This window comes from Mesorhizobium sp. M2A.F.Ca.ET.046.03.2.1, from assembly GCF_003952425.1.
Lineage (GTDB): Bacteria > Pseudomonadota > Alphaproteobacteria > Rhizobiales > Rhizobiaceae > Mesorhizobium.
Window position 1 is genome coordinate 846456 of record NZ_CP034449.1, and the last position, 15865, is coordinate 862320.

14 protein-coding genes and 1 riboswitch are annotated in these 15865 nt (G+C 64.6%); of the genes, 8 read left to right on the forward strand and 6 right to left on the reverse strand.

Annotated elements, in window-relative coordinates; genetic code table 11:
- Nucleotides 1–3: 3 nt before the first annotated feature.
- The 3 genes from EJ072_RS04150 (at nt 4) to EJ072_RS04160 (ending at nt 1816) form a co-directional block, all read left to right on the forward strand.
- Nucleotides 4–261, forward strand: coding sequence for a type II toxin-antitoxin system RelB/DinJ family antitoxin (locus EJ072_RS04150; protein WP_126078685.1), 258 nt, complete (start codon nt 4–6; stop codon nt 259–261).
- A 1-nt stretch (nt 262) separates the two neighbouring features.
- Entirely contained in the window at nt 263–535 is a 273-nt protein-coding gene (locus EJ072_RS04155) for a type II toxin-antitoxin system YafQ family toxin (protein ID WP_126078686.1), read from the forward strand.
- A gap of 216 nt (nt 536–751) precedes the next feature.
- Nucleotides 752–1816: a D-alanine--D-alanine ligase family protein gene (locus tag EJ072_RS04160; protein WP_126078687.1), complete on the forward strand. Its 1065-nt coding sequence runs from the start codon at nt 752–754 to the stop codon at nt 1814–1816.
- A gap of 13 nt (nt 1817–1829) precedes the next feature.
- On the opposite strand, the gene EJ072_RS04165 is transcribed toward EJ072_RS04160, so the two are convergent.
- Complete coding sequence (locus tag EJ072_RS04165) at nt 1830–3335, reverse strand: winged helix-turn-helix domain-containing tetratricopeptide repeat protein (RefSeq protein WP_126078688.1); 1506 nt, start codon at nt 3333–3335, stop codon at nt 1830–1832.
- 308 nt (nt 3336–3643) lie between these two features.
- Here EJ072_RS04165 and EJ072_RS04170 point away from each other — a divergent pair, with 308 nt between their 5' ends.
- A complete protein-coding gene (locus EJ072_RS04170) occupies nt 3644–3835 on the forward strand; it encodes a DUF1127 domain-containing protein (protein WP_126083496.1) in 192 nt (63 codons plus the stop codon).
- A 76-nt stretch (nt 3836–3911) separates the two neighbouring features.
- Here the strand turns inward: EJ072_RS04170 and EJ072_RS04175 are convergent, their stop codons facing one another.
- The 3 genes from EJ072_RS04175 to EJ072_RS04185 form a co-directional block, all read right to left on the reverse strand.
- Nucleotides 3912–4964 (reverse strand): substrate-binding domain-containing protein, encoded by a 1053-nt coding sequence (locus EJ072_RS04175; RefSeq protein ID WP_042638932.1) that lies wholly within the window; start codon nt 4962–4964, stop codon nt 3912–3914.
- Nucleotides 4965–5005: 41 nt separating this feature from the next.
- Nucleotides 5006–6001 (reverse strand): ABC transporter permease, encoded by a 996-nt coding sequence (locus tag EJ072_RS04180; RefSeq protein ID WP_126078689.1) that lies wholly within the window; start codon nt 5999–6001, stop codon nt 5006–5008.
- 78 nt (nt 6002–6079) lie between these two features.
- A complete protein-coding gene (locus EJ072_RS04185) occupies nt 6080–7591 on the reverse strand; it encodes a sugar ABC transporter ATP-binding protein (RefSeq protein WP_126078690.1) in 1512 nt (503 codons plus the stop codon).
- Between the two features lie 138 nt (nt 7592–7729).
- On the opposite strand from EJ072_RS04185, the gene mtnK reads away from it, so the two are divergent.
- From mtnK to fba, 4 genes are all read left to right on the forward strand, one after another.
- Nucleotides 7730–8998 (forward strand): S-methyl-5-thioribose kinase, encoded by a 1269-nt coding sequence (mtnK, locus tag EJ072_RS04190; protein WP_126078691.1) that lies wholly within the window; start codon nt 7730–7732, stop codon nt 8996–8998.
- Nucleotides 8995–10092 (forward strand): S-methyl-5-thioribose-1-phosphate isomerase, encoded by a 1098-nt coding sequence (mtnA, locus tag EJ072_RS04195; protein WP_126078692.1) that lies wholly within the window; start codon nt 8995–8997, stop codon nt 10090–10092. Before mtnK ends, mtnA begins: the two co-directional genes overlap by 4 nt.
- A gap of 233 nt (nt 10093–10325) precedes the next feature.
- Nucleotides 10326–10541, forward strand: a riboswitch (FMN riboswitch).
- Between the two features lie 79 nt (nt 10542–10620).
- Complete coding sequence (locus tag EJ072_RS04200; RefSeq protein ID WP_126078693.1) at nt 10621–11088, forward strand: 6,7-dimethyl-8-ribityllumazine synthase; 468 nt, start codon at nt 10621–10623, stop codon at nt 11086–11088.
- Nucleotides 11089–11247: 159 nt separating this feature from the next.
- On the forward strand, nt 11248–12312 hold the full coding sequence (gene fba, locus EJ072_RS04205; protein ID WP_126078694.1) for a class II fructose-bisphosphate aldolase: 1065 nt from the start codon (nt 11248–11250) through the stop codon (nt 12310–12312).
- 64 nt (nt 12313–12376) lie between these two features.
- Here the strand turns inward: fba and EJ072_RS04210 are convergent, their stop codons facing one another.
- Together EJ072_RS04210 and EJ072_RS04215 are read right to left on the reverse strand one after the other, a co-directional pair.
- Nucleotides 12377–13612: a VWA domain-containing protein gene (locus tag EJ072_RS04210; protein WP_126078695.1), complete on the reverse strand. Its 1236-nt coding sequence runs from the start codon at nt 13610–13612 to the stop codon at nt 12377–12379.
- Nucleotides 13605–15863: a DUF5682 family protein gene (locus EJ072_RS04215; protein ID WP_126078696.1), complete on the reverse strand. Its 2259-nt coding sequence runs from the start codon at nt 15861–15863 to the stop codon at nt 13605–13607. The genes EJ072_RS04210 and EJ072_RS04215 overlap by 8 nt, the downstream gene beginning before the upstream one ends.
- Nucleotides 15864–15865: the final 2 nt, after the last annotated feature.

Consider the following 15865-nt stretch of genomic DNA (forward strand, 5'->3'; position numbering starts at 1 on the left):
CACATGGCATCAGATACGGTAGTCCGCGCTCGCATCGATACCGCAACGAAGGATCAGGCTACGGAAGCCTTGGCGGCCATGGGGTTGTCGGTTTCCGACGCCATTCGCCTGCTGTTGGTCCGTGTCGCCGCGGACAAAGAATTTCCCTTTCCGGTGAAAGTCCCGAACACAACCACGCGAAAGGCCATGGCCGAATTGGAGAAGGGCAAGGGCAAGCGGTTCGCTTCGGCCGACGAGCTATTCAACGATCTGGAAATCTGACATGTTGATCCCCGTTCGCTCCGGGCAATTCCGCCGGGATGTGAAGCGTATGGAGAAGCGTGGCAAGGATCTTGGCAAGTTGCGTCAGATTTTAGTTCACCTGATCGGCGAGCATGAACTGCCGCCGATCTACAAAGACCATCCGCTGAAAGGCGACTGGAAGGGCTATCGTGACGCTCACATCGAACCGGATTGGCTTTTGATCTATCGCGTGGCGAATGGAGAGCTGCAGCTTGCACGAACCGGCTCGCATTCGGACCTCTTCAACGAGTAAGGTCGGGACCGGCGGTATTCCAGCAAGCGCTGGCGAGCGACGAACCACCCATGTCCTTGTTTTGATGCTGTTCCGGCGCAAGGCCCTTCGCGCTTCTGCTGAAAAACTGCTGCAACCGGTCAAAGTCCCACTCCAATCGTCCGCTTACTACGGTTGAAGGGGATGCCTGGTGTTTCGCATGCGAGCTCCAACCCTTGATCATTGGTGGAGTTGTCGATGCCCGCAAAAAGACTTCGTATCGGTGTGCTGTTCGGCGGACGCTCCGCCGAGCATGACGTGTCGCTGCTTTCGGCGGCCAACGTCATGGCAGCGCTGGACCCGGCGAAATACGATGCCGTTCCGATCTTCGTCACGCGCGAAGGGCAATGGCTGCTGAGCAGCTTCGAGAACGGCGCGCTGGCGACGCCGTCGGTTGGCACGCAGGTCTGCCTGGCGCCGGGCGGGCATGGACGGATGCTGGCGATACCCGCCAGCGGCGCGCCCCACGACCTGCCCGCCATCGATATCCTGTTTCCGGTGCTGCACGGCCTGCATGGCGAGGACGGCGCGGCGCAGGGACTGGCCGAAGTGGCGCGCGTGCCGCTCGCCGGCTGCGGCATATTGGGGTCGGCCACGGCGCTCGACAAGGACATCGCCAAGCGGCTGCTGAAGGCGGCGGGCGTGCCCGTCGCACGTTCGGTGACCATCGACGAGGGTGCGGCGCCTACGCTTGCCGAACTGGAAGACCGGCTCGGGCTGCCGATCTTCATCAAACCGGCGCGGCAGGGTTCGTCAGTCGGCGTCGCCAAGGTCAATGCCAGCCAGGAATTTGACCGGGCCCTCGCGGAGGCGTTCCAGCACGACAGCAAGCTGCTGGCGGAGGAATTCGTTCGTGGCCGCGAGATCGAATTCAGCGTGCTGGAGAGTCCCGCCGGCGAGCTCTTCGTCTCGCGTCCAGGCGAGATCGTGCCCGCTGAGAGCCACGGCTTCTACAACTACAACGCCAAATATATCGACGAGAACGGCGCTGCGCTCATAGTGCCGGCGGAATTGCCGCCGCAGGTCGAAGAAGCCATGCGCGACATGGCCGCAAAGGCGTTCCGGGCGCTCGGCTGCGACGGCATGGCCCGCGTCGACTTCTTCCTGATGCCGGACATGACTTTCCTGATCAACGAGCTCAACACCATTCCGGGCTTCACCAACATCAGCATGTACGCCAAGGCGATGGCGGCGAGCGGCGTCAGCTATCCGGAGGTCATCGACCGGCTGGTGGCGCATGGGCTGGCGCGCGCCGGCCGCTGAGGTTACGTCGGCCTCACTCCGGCAGGCCGGCCTTGCGGAAACCCTCGACGAAATGCTCAAGCGTCGCGTCGTCACGGAACGGCTCCGTGTCGACCCAGCGCTGCGTCGAGAAATGCGGATTGCCGACGAGGAACAGCGCGACCTCGGTGCGCGCCTCGTCGAGGCGGCCGAGCTGCGCGAGGCTTGCCGCCAGGAAGCGGCGCGAGCTGGTGCGGTAGGTCTCGTCGCGGCGCAGCGTCTCGACGGCGGCTTCATAGTCGCGAGCCGCATACTGTGCCTGGCCGAGCGTCAGATAATACCAACTCGGCGGAAAGGGATTCAGCCGGAACGCCTTGCGGATGTGCTCGAGACTCAAGTCCACCTGGCCGGCCAGCACCTCGATGTCGGACAATGTCGCCCAGATATCCGCCTCGTTCGGATCGAGCTCGATCGCCTTGGCGAACTCAATCTCGGCCTGTTCGAAATCGCGCTCATAGGCAAGCAGGTTCGCCAGCACCCAGCGGCAGCCAGCGTCGTTGGAGTCGATCGCCACCGCCTTGCGCGCCAGCTCAAGAGATGTGCTTCGGGCAGGCTCGAACGGCTCGCCCCAATGCACCCATCCCATCCAGTGGTTCATGGCAAGCCAGCGATAAGCCTCGGCATAGTCCGGATCGAGCGCAATCGCGCGCGTCAGCATCAGATGCGCCTCGCGCGCCATCTGCGGCGACTCGTCGAACATTTTGCGTGCCCGCACGACGAGATCATAGGCCTCGAGGTTCTTCGGCCGATTGCGCTCCGGCGGCGCGCGCAGCCGCCCGAGCAGCGCCTCGACGATCTTGGCGGTAGCCTCATCCTGAACGGCGAAGATGTCTTCCAGGGCGCGATCGAACCGCTCGGCCCACAGATGCTTGCCGCTCAGCGCGTCAATCAGCTGGGCGTTGATGCGCACACGCCCCGCGGCGCGCCTGGCGCTGCCCTCCAGCAGATAGCGCACGCCGAGTTCGCCGGCGATGGCGCGCACGTCCATCGCTTTGCCCTTGTAGGCAAACACCGAATTGCGCGCGATGACGAAGAGGCCCGGAATCCGTGAAAGATCGGTGATCAGGTCTTCGGTCAGGCCGTCGGCGAAAGACTCCTGCTCGGGATCGTTGCTCAGATTGATGAAGGGCAGCACGGCGATCGACGGTTTGTCGGGCAGCGGCAAGGGCTTGCGCGTGGCGTCGGCCTGTTCGACGGTACCGGTGAAGCGATAGCCGACACGCGGCACCGTGGCGATCCACTCGCCACCACCGGCCGCCGGACCGAGCAGCTTGCGCAATTGCGCGATCTGGACGGTGAGATTGCCTTCCTCTACCGCCGTGCCCGGCCAGGCCGCGTCCATCAGCTCGGCCTTGGCCAGGATTTCGCCAGGACGCGCGACGAGCGCTTCCAGCAGCTTCAGCCCGCGATAGCCGGCGGCAACGGGAACATCGCCCCGAAGCAGCGTTCCCGCGCCCGGATCAAGCACGAACGGTCCGAAAGCAAAGCGCGATCCCTGCATGCGGCGATCTATAGAGCAATTCCAGGAAAAGTGTGAGCGGTTAAGTTCGGCGCCTTCGCCGTAACCTTCCGCCCGGAATTGCGTAAAAACAAAGGGATAGACGGGTTCGCCGTTTCCGTGAAACGGCGAACCCGTCTACCCGATTTGGAAGTTTTGAGAACTATTTGGGAGAGCTTAATTACGCCGCTCGCCGCCTGCGGCACAGTGCAATCTCAATCAGGTCGAGGGCTTTCGGAACCCTCATTTCGATGGAGGTTGCCATGAACGACAGCTTTGCGCCTTCAACATGTCTGGCGGCGGCACCAGCAATGCACACGGGCCGGCGACGCTATGGCCTCGCGGCTCTGCGCAGCCTCATCGCGGAGCACCGCAAGCAGGCCTATTTTCGCGCTGAGCTCAAGCGGATGGCGAGGGACAATCCGCATCTGATCGACGATATCGGGCTGACGAAAAAAGAGGTCGAGGCCGAGATCGCCAAACTGCCCTTCTGGCAGCGGTGAGGCCGCAACAGCAGCCCTCACAAAGACAGAGAGCGGCCCGCTGGACCGCTCTCTTCATTTCGTGACTGCCTTACTCTTACTTGGCGTTGGGGTTCGGCATCCAGGCCGGCATCGCGACATCGGCATGGGCGAATTGCGGCAGCTTGGCCGACAGGTCTTCCATGTTCTTGATGTCCTTGTCGATCAGCTCCTTCTGGGTGATCAGCGTCGGCGGCACGATGACGTTGTGGCCGGGATCCTCGCCGGCGAGCAGCTGCGCCAACGCGCGCACCGAGACCTGGCCGACGACGGCCGGGTTGGTGGCGGCGGTGGCGGCCCAGGCGCTGTCGGGCTCGCGCATGGCGGCGATGTCCGAGGTCGAGATGTCGGCCGAGTAGATCTTGATGCCCTTGTTCAGGCCCGCCTCGTCGACGGCGATCTTCACGCCCTTGGCGAACTCGTCATAGGGCGCGAACATCACCTTGATGTCGGGATGCGCCTGCAGCACCGAGCGCGCCTGGTTGGCGACGGAGTTGGCGATCGGGTTGTCGAGCGTGCCGAACTGGGCGACCTCGCTGATGCCCGAATATTTCTTCTTCACATCCACCCAGGTCTCGTTGCGGCGGTCGAGCGGGGCGATGCCGGCGACATAGACATAGCCGGCCTTCCAGCTCTCGCCATTGTCCTTGACCGCCTGTTCGAGCGCCAGCTTGGCGAGATCCTTGTCCGACTGCTCGATCTGCGGGATCTTCGGGTTCTCGACATTGACGTCGAAGGCGACGACCTTGATGCCGGCGTCGACCGCGCGCTGGGCGGCGTCCTTCATCGATTCCGTCAGGCCGTGCTGGATGATGATGCCCTGGACGCCGAGCGCGATCGCCTGGTCGACCATGTCGGCCTGGAGCGCGGCGTCCTGGCGGCTGTCCAGCACGCGCAGGTCGACACCGAGCGCCTTGGCCTGCGCCTCGACGCCCGAGAGATAGGCCTGGAAGAAGTCACCGGTCGAGAGATAACGCACCAGCGCGATCTTGACGCCGGGCTTGTCGAACGGCGCCGGGCGGTCCGCCGCCAACGCCGTGCCCTGCATCAGCAGCGCCGCGCCGGCGAGGCCGAGTGCCGCCTTCCCCAAAAGTCTCCTTGTGATGCTCACTTTTTCCTCCGTTTGTGTTCTCATCAATGTCCCGGTCGCAACTATCTCTTGCCCCTGCCGGAAAGGGCGAAGGTGAAGACAAGGGCGACGACGAGCACCGCGCCCTTGACGAAATCCTGCGTGTAGTAAGGAGCGTTCATCATCGTCAGGCCTTGCAGCAGGACGCCGACGAACACCGCGCCGACGGCGGTGCCGAAGGCGTTGGGCTTGGCGGCGCCGAGCACCGCGTAGCCGATGAGCGCCGCGGCGACTGCGTCGAGCAACAGATTATTACCCGAGGCGATGTCGCCGCGTCCAAGCCGCGCGGCGAGCAAAATCCCGCCGATCGAGGCAAAAACTCCCGAAATGACATAGGCCCAGATTTTGTATGCCTTGACAGGCGCGCCGGCGAGCTCGGCCGCCGTTTCATTGCTGCCGACGGCATACATCATGCGGCCGAAACGGGTGTATTCGAGGAAGAACCAGATCAGCAGCGCGAGCACCACCAGCACCACCACAGAGACCGGGATCAGGTTCGGGATGAAGAAGTCGATGCGGTGGCGGCCGAGCGCCAGGAAGGCTTCGGAGAACTTGCCGTTGGCGACCGAGCCATCGGGCATGGTCATGCCGGTGGCGATCGAGCGTCCTTCGGTCGGGATGCGCTGCAGGCCGAGCAGGAGGAACATCATGCCAAGCGTCGCGAGCAGGTCGGGCACGCGCATATAGACGATCAGCCAGCCATTGATCAGGCCGACGATGACGCCGATGACCAGGCAGGAGATCACCGCGACGATGGCGTTCTGCTCCAGCACGACCATGGCATAGGACGCCGCCATCATGGCGCTTGTGGCGACCGAGCCGATCGACAGGTCGAAACCGCCGACGACCAACGTCGCGGTGACGCCGAGCGCCAGCACGCCGGTAATGGCCACCGACTGGAAGATAAAGACCGCGCTCTGCGGCGAAACGAAACCGTCGGCAGCGATCGCGAAATAGGCGATCAACCCGACCAGCAGGACGATGAAGCCGTAGCGGATGGCATAGTCGCGCAATGTCATCGAACGCTCCCGCGCTGTTGTCCTCTCTGCCAAACTAGAACTCATGCCTGCACTCCAAGTCTCGTCATCCGCACGATCTCACGCAACATCATGCAGCGGTCCGCCGGCCACTTCCGCCAGCAGCCGGTCGAGGTCGATATCGGCGTTCCTGTGCTCGCCGACGATCGTGTGTTCCGACATCACCAGGATGCGGTCGGCGGTTTCCAGCGCCTCGTCGATCTCGGTGACGAAGATCAGCGTCGCGCGGCCGTCGGCGCTGGCCCGAAGCTTCGCGGCGATATCGCGCCGGGCCGAAATGTCGACGCCCTGGAACGGCTCGTCGAGGATGAAGAGGCGCGAGGCCTGCGACATCCAGCGCGCCACCATCACCTTCTGCTGGTTGCCGCCAGAGAGCGACGAAAGCTCGTCCTTCTCGGAACGGCAGACGATGCCGAGCTCGTCGATCTGGCGGCGGGCGGCGACGCGCTCGGCGCGCTTCTTAATGACGCCAAGGCTGGACATGCGCCTGAGGAACGGCAGGCTGATATTGCGCTCGATGTTGAAGCCGCCGACAATGCCGCTCTCGGCGCGATCCTTGGCGACCAGGAAGACACCGGCGGCGATCGCCTCGCGCGCCGAGCCCGGCGCGTAGGGCTTGCCGTCCATATGCATGGCGCCGGCAAGCGCTCTGCGCACGCCAAACAGCGTTTCGGCCAAGGCCGTCTTGCCGACGCCGACGAGGCCGGTGATCGCCACCACCTCGCCGGCGCCGAGCGTCATCGAGATCGGTTTTGCGCCATGCGCGATCCGCAGGCCTTCTGCAGTGAAGACCGCGCTGACGGAACTTCTGGCAACGACCCTGTCGAGACGGATCTTGCGGCCGAGCATGGCGTTGACGGCGCCCTCGTAATCAAGCGGTTTTTGATCGAAGACGCCGGAGACGACACCGTCGCGCATCGACATGATGCGGTCGGCGAGCCGCCTGATATCGGACATGCGGTGCGAGATATAGAGGATGGCAACGCCATGACCGCGCAGCCGGTCGATCAGCGAAAACAACCGGTCGGCCTCGGCGCTCGACAGCGAGGAGGTCGGCTCGTCGAGGATCAGCACCTTGGGCTGGTGCGCCATGGCCCGCGAAATGGCCACCATCTGCCGGTCGGCCAGAGACAGATCGCTGACGCGCGCCTTGAGGTCGATTGCCAGCCCCATGCGGTCGGCGACGGCCTTGGCTTCGGCACGGACATTGGCGGGCTTGAACAGCATCGACGCGCCTTTGCCGCTCAGCCGGTCGAGCGTCAGGTTGGTGGCGACATCGAGGTCGGCGACCACGCCGTCATTGATGTTCTGGTGCACGGTGACGACGCCGGCGCGAATGGCTTCGGCGGGGGTTTGCGGGTCGAATGCGTTGCCGGCCAGCCGCATCGTGCCGGCACCGCGCGCATAGACGCCGCTGATGATCTTGACCAGGGTCGACTTGCCGGCGCCGTTGGCGCCCATCAGCACGGTGACCTCGCCCGCATGCAGTTCGAGCGAGATGCCGCCAAGCACCTCGTTCTGGCCGAAGGATTTCCTCAAGCCCTCCACATGGAACACGGCATCTGCGCCCATTCCTTCCTCCCTGGTTCCTGACGCTATGGGTTCATTCGTCAATTGTCAACACGATTGACATTTGCCAGAGCGCTTCCTAGCTTGGCCCCGCCGCCGTGGCTCCGCTATCGTCGGACACCACGAGCAGGAGGGGAGAGAATGACCGGGAAGTTCGAAGCATTGTCGGTGGAGACGCTGCCGAAGCGCCTTGGCGAGACCGCGGCGCTGACCGAGCGCATCGGCAAGGACGCCAGCCACTGGAAAGTACGCGAGGTCGGTGACGGCAATCTGAACCTCGTCTTCATCGTCGAGGGCGACCAAGGTGCGGCGGTGGTGAAGCAGGCGCTGCCCTATGTGCGGCTGGTCGGCGACAGCTGGCCGTTGCCCTTGAAGCGCTCGTTCTTCGAATATCATGCGCTGACCAGGCAGGAGCGCCGGGCGCCCGGCTCGGTGCCGGCGATCTACCATTTTGACGAGACCCAGGCGCTGATCGTGATGGAATATCTGGCGCCGCCGCACGTCATCCTCAGGCGCGCTCTGATCGACGGCCGCGAACTGCCGAACATCGCGCGTGACATCGGCCTGTTCATGGCCCGCACGCTGTTCCGCGGCTCGGATCTGTCGATGGCCACGAAAGAGCGCAAGGCCGATCTGGCGCTGTTCGCCGACAATGTCGAGCTCTGCGACATCACCGAGAATCTGGTGTTTTCCGATCCCTATTTCGATGCCAAGATGAACCGGCATACGTCGCCGCAGCTCGACGGCCTGGTTGCCGAATTGCGCGCCGACCGCGACCTCAAGGTCGAGGCGCAGCGGCTGAAGCATCTCTTCGCCGCCAATGCCGAAACGCTGCTGCATGGCGACCTGCATTCGGGCTCGATCATGGTGACGGACACAGAGACCCGGATGATCGATCCGGAGTTCGCCTTCTACGGCCCGATCGCCTTCGATGTCGGCATGCTGCTTGCCAATTTCTGGATCGCCTTCTTCTCGCAGCGCGGACACGAGGAAAAAGGCAGCAGGGACTCGATGCGCGCCTATCTGCTCGGCGTCACCGCCGAGACCTGGGCAACCTTCCGCGCCGAGTTCTCGCATCTGTGGCGCAGCGAGCGCACCGGCATGCTCTACCAGAAAAGCCTGTTCGAGGATCAGGGCGACAGGCTGGGCGCCGAGCAGGCGCTCGACCACATGCTGCATTCCATCTGGACCGACCTGCTCGGCTTTGCCGGCATCGAGGTGCACCGGCGCATCCTTGGGCTGGCCCACAATGCCGATTTCGAAACCATTGCCGATCAAGACCTGCGCGCCACATGTGAGGCCAAGGCTTTGCGCTTCGGCCGCCACATTGCCGTCAACCGGCGCCGGATCCACAGCATCGACGAGGTCAACAATCTGGCCGCGCTGATCGAACAGGAGAACAGAATTTGAACGTCGGCGAACGCCACTACCGCACCATCTGGCTCAGCGACGACAAGCGCTCGGTCGAGATCATCGACCAGCGCTGGCTGCCGCATGAATTCCGCATCGAGTCGATCGGAACCGTCGCCGGCATCGCCACTGCCATCCGCGACATGTGGGTGCGCGGCGCGCCGCTGATCGGCGTCACCGCGGCTTACGGCGTCGCCATCCAGATGATGGACGACCCGTCGGACGAAGCGCTCGATACGGTGTGGGAAACGCTCAACAAGACGCGGCCGACGGCGATCAACCTGCGCTGGGCGCTGGACGAGATGCGCCGGCACCTCAAGCACCTCGCGCCAGGGGAGCGTGCCGAAGCGGCCTACAAGCGGGCCGCCGAGATCGCCGACGAGGATGTGGGCTTAAACCGCGCCATTGGCGAGAACGGGCTTGCCATCATCAAGGAGATCGCGGCGAAGAAGAAGCCGGGCGAGACCGTCAACATCCTCACCCACTGCAATGCCGGCTGGCTGGCGACGGTCGACTACGGCACGGCCACCGCGCCGATCTATCTGGCGACCGAGGCCGGCATTCCTGTCCATGTCTATGTCGACGAGACCAGGCCGCGCAACCAAGGCGCCCAGCTGACCGCCTGGGAGATGGCCGGCCACGGCGTGCCGCACACGCTGATCGTCGACAATGCCGGCGGCCATCTGATGCAGCATGGCGACATCGACATGGTGATCGTCGGCACCGACCGCACCACCGCCAATGGCGACGTCTGCAACAAGATCGGCACCTATCTCAAGGCGCTGGCCGCGGCCGACAATGAGGTGCCCTTCTACGTCGCGCTCCCCTCGCCCACCATCGACTGGACGGTGGCCGACGGGCTGAAGGAAATCCCCATCGAGGAACGCTCCGGCGACGAGGTCTCGCTGGTCTGGGGGAAGACGGCTGACGGCAAGGTCGCGCAGGTGCGCGTCTCGCCCGATGCGACGCCGGCGGCAAACCCGGCATTCGACGTGACGCCGGCAAGGTTGGTGACGGGGCTAATCACCGAGCGCGGCGTGGCCAAGGCCTCGCGAGAGGGGCTGAAGGCGATGTTTCCGGAGCGGGGTGATTAGCTGATCTCCCCTCGGCACTTCGTTATTCTCGGGCTTGACCCGAGAATCCATGCCGTTACGTTCGCCAAGGAGTGCAACGGTGCAGAATTCTGGAGCCGTTGCAACGCCTTAGCGTCACGGCATGGATCCTAGGGTCTGCGCGCGTCGCTTCGCTCCTTGCTCCGCCCTAGGATGACGACCGAAATGTCGTGGCCGATTGACAGCGCCACCCTCCTCTCCCATAAAACCCGCGTTAATGTTCTCAGGGCGGGGTGAAAGTCCCCACCGGCGGTAAGGGTCTCGACCCAAGCCCGCGAGCGCCTTCCAGTCCACGCATTAATGCGTGGATTCTTAAGTGCTAGAGCGTCCTTTACGCGTCCAAAAGGACGCGTGGCGCTCTAGTGGAAGGGTCAGCAGATCCGGTGCGATTCCGGAGCCGACGGTTACAGTCCGGATGGAAGAGAACGGCCGCAGGAGACGGTCCGCTCGCGCGGGCCGTGTTTTTGCGTCGTGCGTCCTGATTCTGGTTCGAAACGGAAGGAAGGACCCATGAATCAGCATTTCCCTAAAGACCAAACTACCCTTCGCGTCGCCGTCATTCGGGCGCGCTGGCATGCCGATATCGTCGACCAATGCGCAGCGGCGTTCGAGGCCGAGCTTGCAGCGCTCGGCGGCTTTGCCGTCGAGGTCTTCGACGTGCCCGGAGCCTATGAAATTCCGCTGCACGCCAAGACGCTTGCCGAGACCGGCCGCTATGCCGCGATCCTCGGCGCCGCCTTCGTTGTCAATGGCGGCATCTACCGGCATGACTTCGTGGCGAGCGCCGTCATTGACGGGATGATGAATGTGCAGCTTGCGACCGGCGTGCCGGTGCTGTCGGCGGTGCTGACGCCGCACAACTACCATGACAGCGCCGAGCATTACCGCTTCTTCCACGAGCATTTCACCGTGAAGGGCAAGGAGGCGGCGAAGGCCTGCGTCGAGATCCTCGCCGCGCGTGCCAGAATCGCGGCCTGAACCGCTTCGCGAGCAGCGCATCAGAACTAAACCGATTTGGATTTCAGGACCGCGACCTGAGTGGGTTGCGGTCCGTCGGAAATCCGGCCAGAAGCAGTTGGGCCGGGTTTCGGCCCAACCTGCTAAATCGCGCTTTCAACAGATACGGGAGACTATTCGTTGGCTCGCATCACACTGAGACAATTGCTCGACCATGCCGCCGAACATGGCTATGGCGTGCCTGCCTTCAACATGAACAACATGGAACAAGGCCTCGCCATCATGGAGGCGGCCGAGGAGACCAAGTCGCCAGTCATCCTGCAGGCCAGCCGCGGCGCGCGCGCCTACGCCAATGACGTGGTGCTGGCCAAGCTGATCGACGCGCTGGTCGAGATCCATCCCGATATCCCGGTCTGCATGCATCTCGACCACGGCAACAACGAAGCGACCTGCGTCACCGCGATCCAGTATGGCTTCACCTCGGTGATGATGGACGGCTCGCTTAAGGAGGACGGCAAGTCTCCGGCCGATTACGCTTATAATTCCGGCATCACCCGCCGCGTCGTCGACATGGCTCATTGGGGCGGCGTGTCGGTGGAGGGCGAGATCGGCGTGCTTGGCTCCCTTGAGAGCGGCGGCGGCGAGCAGGAGGACGGCCATGGCGTCGAAGGCGCGATCAGCCACGACCAGCTCTTGACCGACCCGGTGCAGGCCGAGCAGTTCGTGCGGGATACGCATGTCGATGCGCTGGCGGTGGCCATGGGCACCAGCCACGGCGCCTATAAATTCTCGCGCAAGCCGGACGGCGCGGTGCTGGCGATGAATGTGATCGAGGAGATCCATCGCCGCCTGCCCAACATGCATCTGGTCATGCATGGCTCGTCGTCGGTGCCGGAAGAGTTGCAGGAGATCATCAACAAATATGGCGGCCAGATGAAGCCGACCTGGGGCGTGCCGGTGGAGGAGATCCAGCGCGGCATCAAGCATGGCGTGCGCAAGATCAACATCGACACCGACAACCGCATGGCGCTGACCGGCGCGATCCGCAAGGTGCTGACCGAGAACCCGTCGGAGTTCGATCCGCGCAAATATCTGACGCCGGCGATGGCTGCCATGAAGAAGCTCTGCAAGGAGCGCTTCGAGCAGTTCGGCACCGCCGGCAACGCGCCGAAGATCAAGCCGATTCCGCTGGCGGAGATGGCCAAGCACTACAAGTCGGGCAGCCTCGACCCGAAATTCGGCTAAGCAGCATCCGCATAACCTGTCATGATCAGGTCGCGGAAAAGGTCATAGCGAACGCCGCCGAGCGCTATTCGGCGGCGTTCGGCGTCTCCGCGTCGGCACGGACGAGCTTGATGTCCGCGCCCGCCGCCCAGGCGCCGATATCCTCGCGACGCAGCGCCGCCGCCATCATGTCGGGGAAATGGTCGGGCGTACAGGCGAAGACCGGGATGCCGATCGCGGCGACCGACCCGGCCATCGACGGATCGTAGCCGGGACGGCCCTGATTGGTGAGCGCCAAGAGCACGACGACGTTGACGCCCGACCGGACAAGTGCTGCCAGCCTTTGCAGGAGCTCCTTGCCGTTGCCGCCCTCGTAGAGATCGGTGATCAGGACGAAATGCGCCTTGGTCGGCCGTTCGATGCGCTCGGCGCAATAGGCGACCGCCTGGTTGATGTCGGTGCCGCCGCCGAGCTGGACGCCGAACAGCACCTCGACCGGATCGCTGAGTTCTTCGGTCAGATCGACGATCGCCGTGTCGAAGCAGACGAGTTTCGTCCGCACCACCGGCAGCGAGGCCATCACGGCGGCGAAGATCGAGGCATAGATGACCGAGCTTGCCATCGAGCCGGACTGGTCGACGCAGAGCGTCACCTCGTCGAGGTCGACCAATCGGCGCTGACGACGCATGAAGCCGACCAGCTTTTCCGGAACCACGGTCTTATGGTCCGGCTGGTAGTGGCGAAGGTTCGCCGTGATCGTGCGCGGCCAGTCGATATCGCGCTGGCGCGGCCGGTTGGTGCGCCGCGACTTATCGAGCGCGCCGCGGATCGCCTCCGCGGTCTTCTGCTCCAGGCGCTGCATCAGCTTGGCGACGATGTCGGAAATGATCGACCTGGCGATGTCCTTGGTCTTGTCCGGCATCGCCGAGCGCAGCGAGACGAGGTCGGCGACGAGATTGACGTCGGCCTCGATCGCCTTGAGGAACTCGGGCTCCATCAGCATCTGCTTCAGGTTCAGCCGCTCGAAGGCGTCCTTCTGCACGACCTGGACGACCTGCTCGGGGAAGAAGGAGCGGATGTCGCCCATCCATTGCGCGACGCGGGGTGCCGAGCGGCCGAGCCCGCCGCGCCGCTTGCGCGGATCGCCGGCGGTGTCGCCGCTGCCGTCGCCATAAAGCGCATCGAGCGCCGCCGACAGTTTTCGGTCCTCGGCCGACAGCGCCGACGATGTCTCGTCGTCGGCCCCGATCGCCAGCCGCCAGCGACGCTCGCGATTGTCCGTTGCCGCTTCGAGATCCCGCCCGGTCGTTTCGTCAGCCATGATTGGCCTCCCCTGCCAGCAGCTTTGCGAGAAGGCCAAAATGCCTGTTCCATGCCGCGCCACTATCCGGCGCCGGGATCAGCCCGGCCGGCAGGCTCGCTCTCTTGCCAAGCACGGCCTCGATGAGGCGACGACGCTCCATGCTGTCGAGATTGGAGAAGACGCGGCGCAGCAGCGGAAGATGCGCCACGAAAGCCTCCTCGTCGAGCGAGGCCAGCCAGGCATCGACGGCGCCGCGCAGGCCCTCGTCATAGATCAGCCGCTGGCCGGCGCCGCTGAAGAAACCTTCGAAGAAGGCGGCGGCATCAATCACGGGCGTTCCTGGCGACAGGCGCCTTGCCAGGAGATCGGCGGTCTCGTCGGCTGAGAGCCGCCCAGCGTCGTAGAGCAGATGCGCGGCGCAGCCGGCAACCAGCGCCGTGGAGCGTGACGAATCCAGCACGGCCGCCAGCCCGTTGCGCCAGGCTTCGAGGACATGCTCGTCCGGCTCGACCAGCTTGATCGCCTCATCGGCCTTGCGCAGCGCTCGCATCAGCGCGGCCGCGGCCTGCGCGTCGAGATCGCGCGCCGCGTAAGGCAGCGCGATGGAGCCTTCGATGATCAGCCGCTCCAGCAGGCCGGCGAGTCGCTCGCTCTCGGTCTTGCGCGCTTCGCCGTAGCGGATGATGTCGGCAAGCGGCGGCACCGAGGCCAACAACTCCAGGCACTCGCTGCTGTGCGCCGCCTTTTCCTCGAGCGCTGCAAGACCGGCGGCGGACGCCTCGCTCAGGGCGGCGGTGATCGCACTCTGCACCAGCGTAGCCAAAGCATCGAGCGTCGCGGCGGCGCCGATCATCTGGATGAGCCTGCCATTGGCGGCCTTCTCGATGGTCGGGCCGTAGACCAGGTTCTCGACAAGGCGGACGGCATATTCCGGCTGCCAGGCGAGCATCCAACGCTCGCGAAACGTGCCGCGGCTGCGGCCGACATCGGTCAGCCTGCCCCAGTCGACGCCAAGCACGTTCAGCCGGTGCAGCAATGTCGAGCGGAAGAGACCGCTCTCGCTGCGCAGGTCGACGGAAAGTTCCCGCTCCAGTGCCTCTGGCTTCAGCCTTGCAGCCTTCTGGTTGCGCTGCAGATCGTCGATCAGCGGCGCGAGCGGCGTGTCGGGCGGGATCTCGCCGACATCGGCGCCGAGCAGCAGCTCGGCCTCGACCATCTTCCACAGCAGGGCCTCGCCGTTGAAGAGCGCCGAGACCGAGGCATCGCGAAGCTCCTCGAAGCCCGGCTTCGGCCGTTCGCGGATGGCGGCAAGCGCGCGCGCCAGGCGCTCCGCCTCGATCAGCGATGCGGTGGAGATCATGTGGCCCTTCGCCCGCAGCACCGAGGCGATCCGCGCCAACCACAGGACCGAGGCGTCGTCCTGCCCACGTGTCTGCCACAGATGCTTGCACCAGCCCGGCGCTACGACGCCGGCGCCATAACCATAGCCCAGCGCCAGGCGCGGTCCGGTCCACGGCGCATAGGTCATCGTGGTCTTGCGCCGGCCGATGCCCTTGAGCAGCGCCTGGTCGCTCTTCTGCGTATGCCCTGCTTGAAGGGCCGGCACATGCCAGGCGCCGCAAACCACGGCCATGGGGCCGTCGAATTCCTTCCGCGCTGCGGCGATCTCGAGGCGCATATGTGCCTCGCGCATAGCCTCTAACCTGCCGATCGAACCCTCGCCGTCGCGCAGCGTCGTCATCGCGTCGGCGATGGCCGCGAAGATCGGGCCGGGCTCGGGATTCTGCTCGATGATGTCCGACCACCAGCTCTCGCCGTCCTCGTAGCCGGCGGCACGCGCCAGGGTGCCAATCGGATCCTGGACGCGCGTGGGTTCTTCGCCCTGCTCGTCCTTGGCCTCCGCCTCGGCTGCTTCGGTGTCCGCTGCCGCTTCAGCCGCCTTCTCCGCAAGCCGCGCGGCCGACGGCAGGTCGATGAAGCGCAGCGCCGCCTTGTTGGCGACGGCCCAAAGTGCTGCCTGGTATTCCGGCGAGAATTCAGCGAAAGGCCAGAAGCTGGTCGCGGCGGGATCATCCTCCGGATAGCAGAGCAGCGCCACCGGCGGCTTCATGTCGGGGCTGGCGAGCAGCGGCAGCAGCGGCGAGGCATCCACCGGCCCCTCAATCAGCACGGCGACCGGCTGCAATTCCTGCAACGCCTTGACCAAGCTCCCGGCGGAGCCCGGGCCGTGGTGGCGGATGCCGAAATAGCTGATGCCGCCTTGGGTCATGG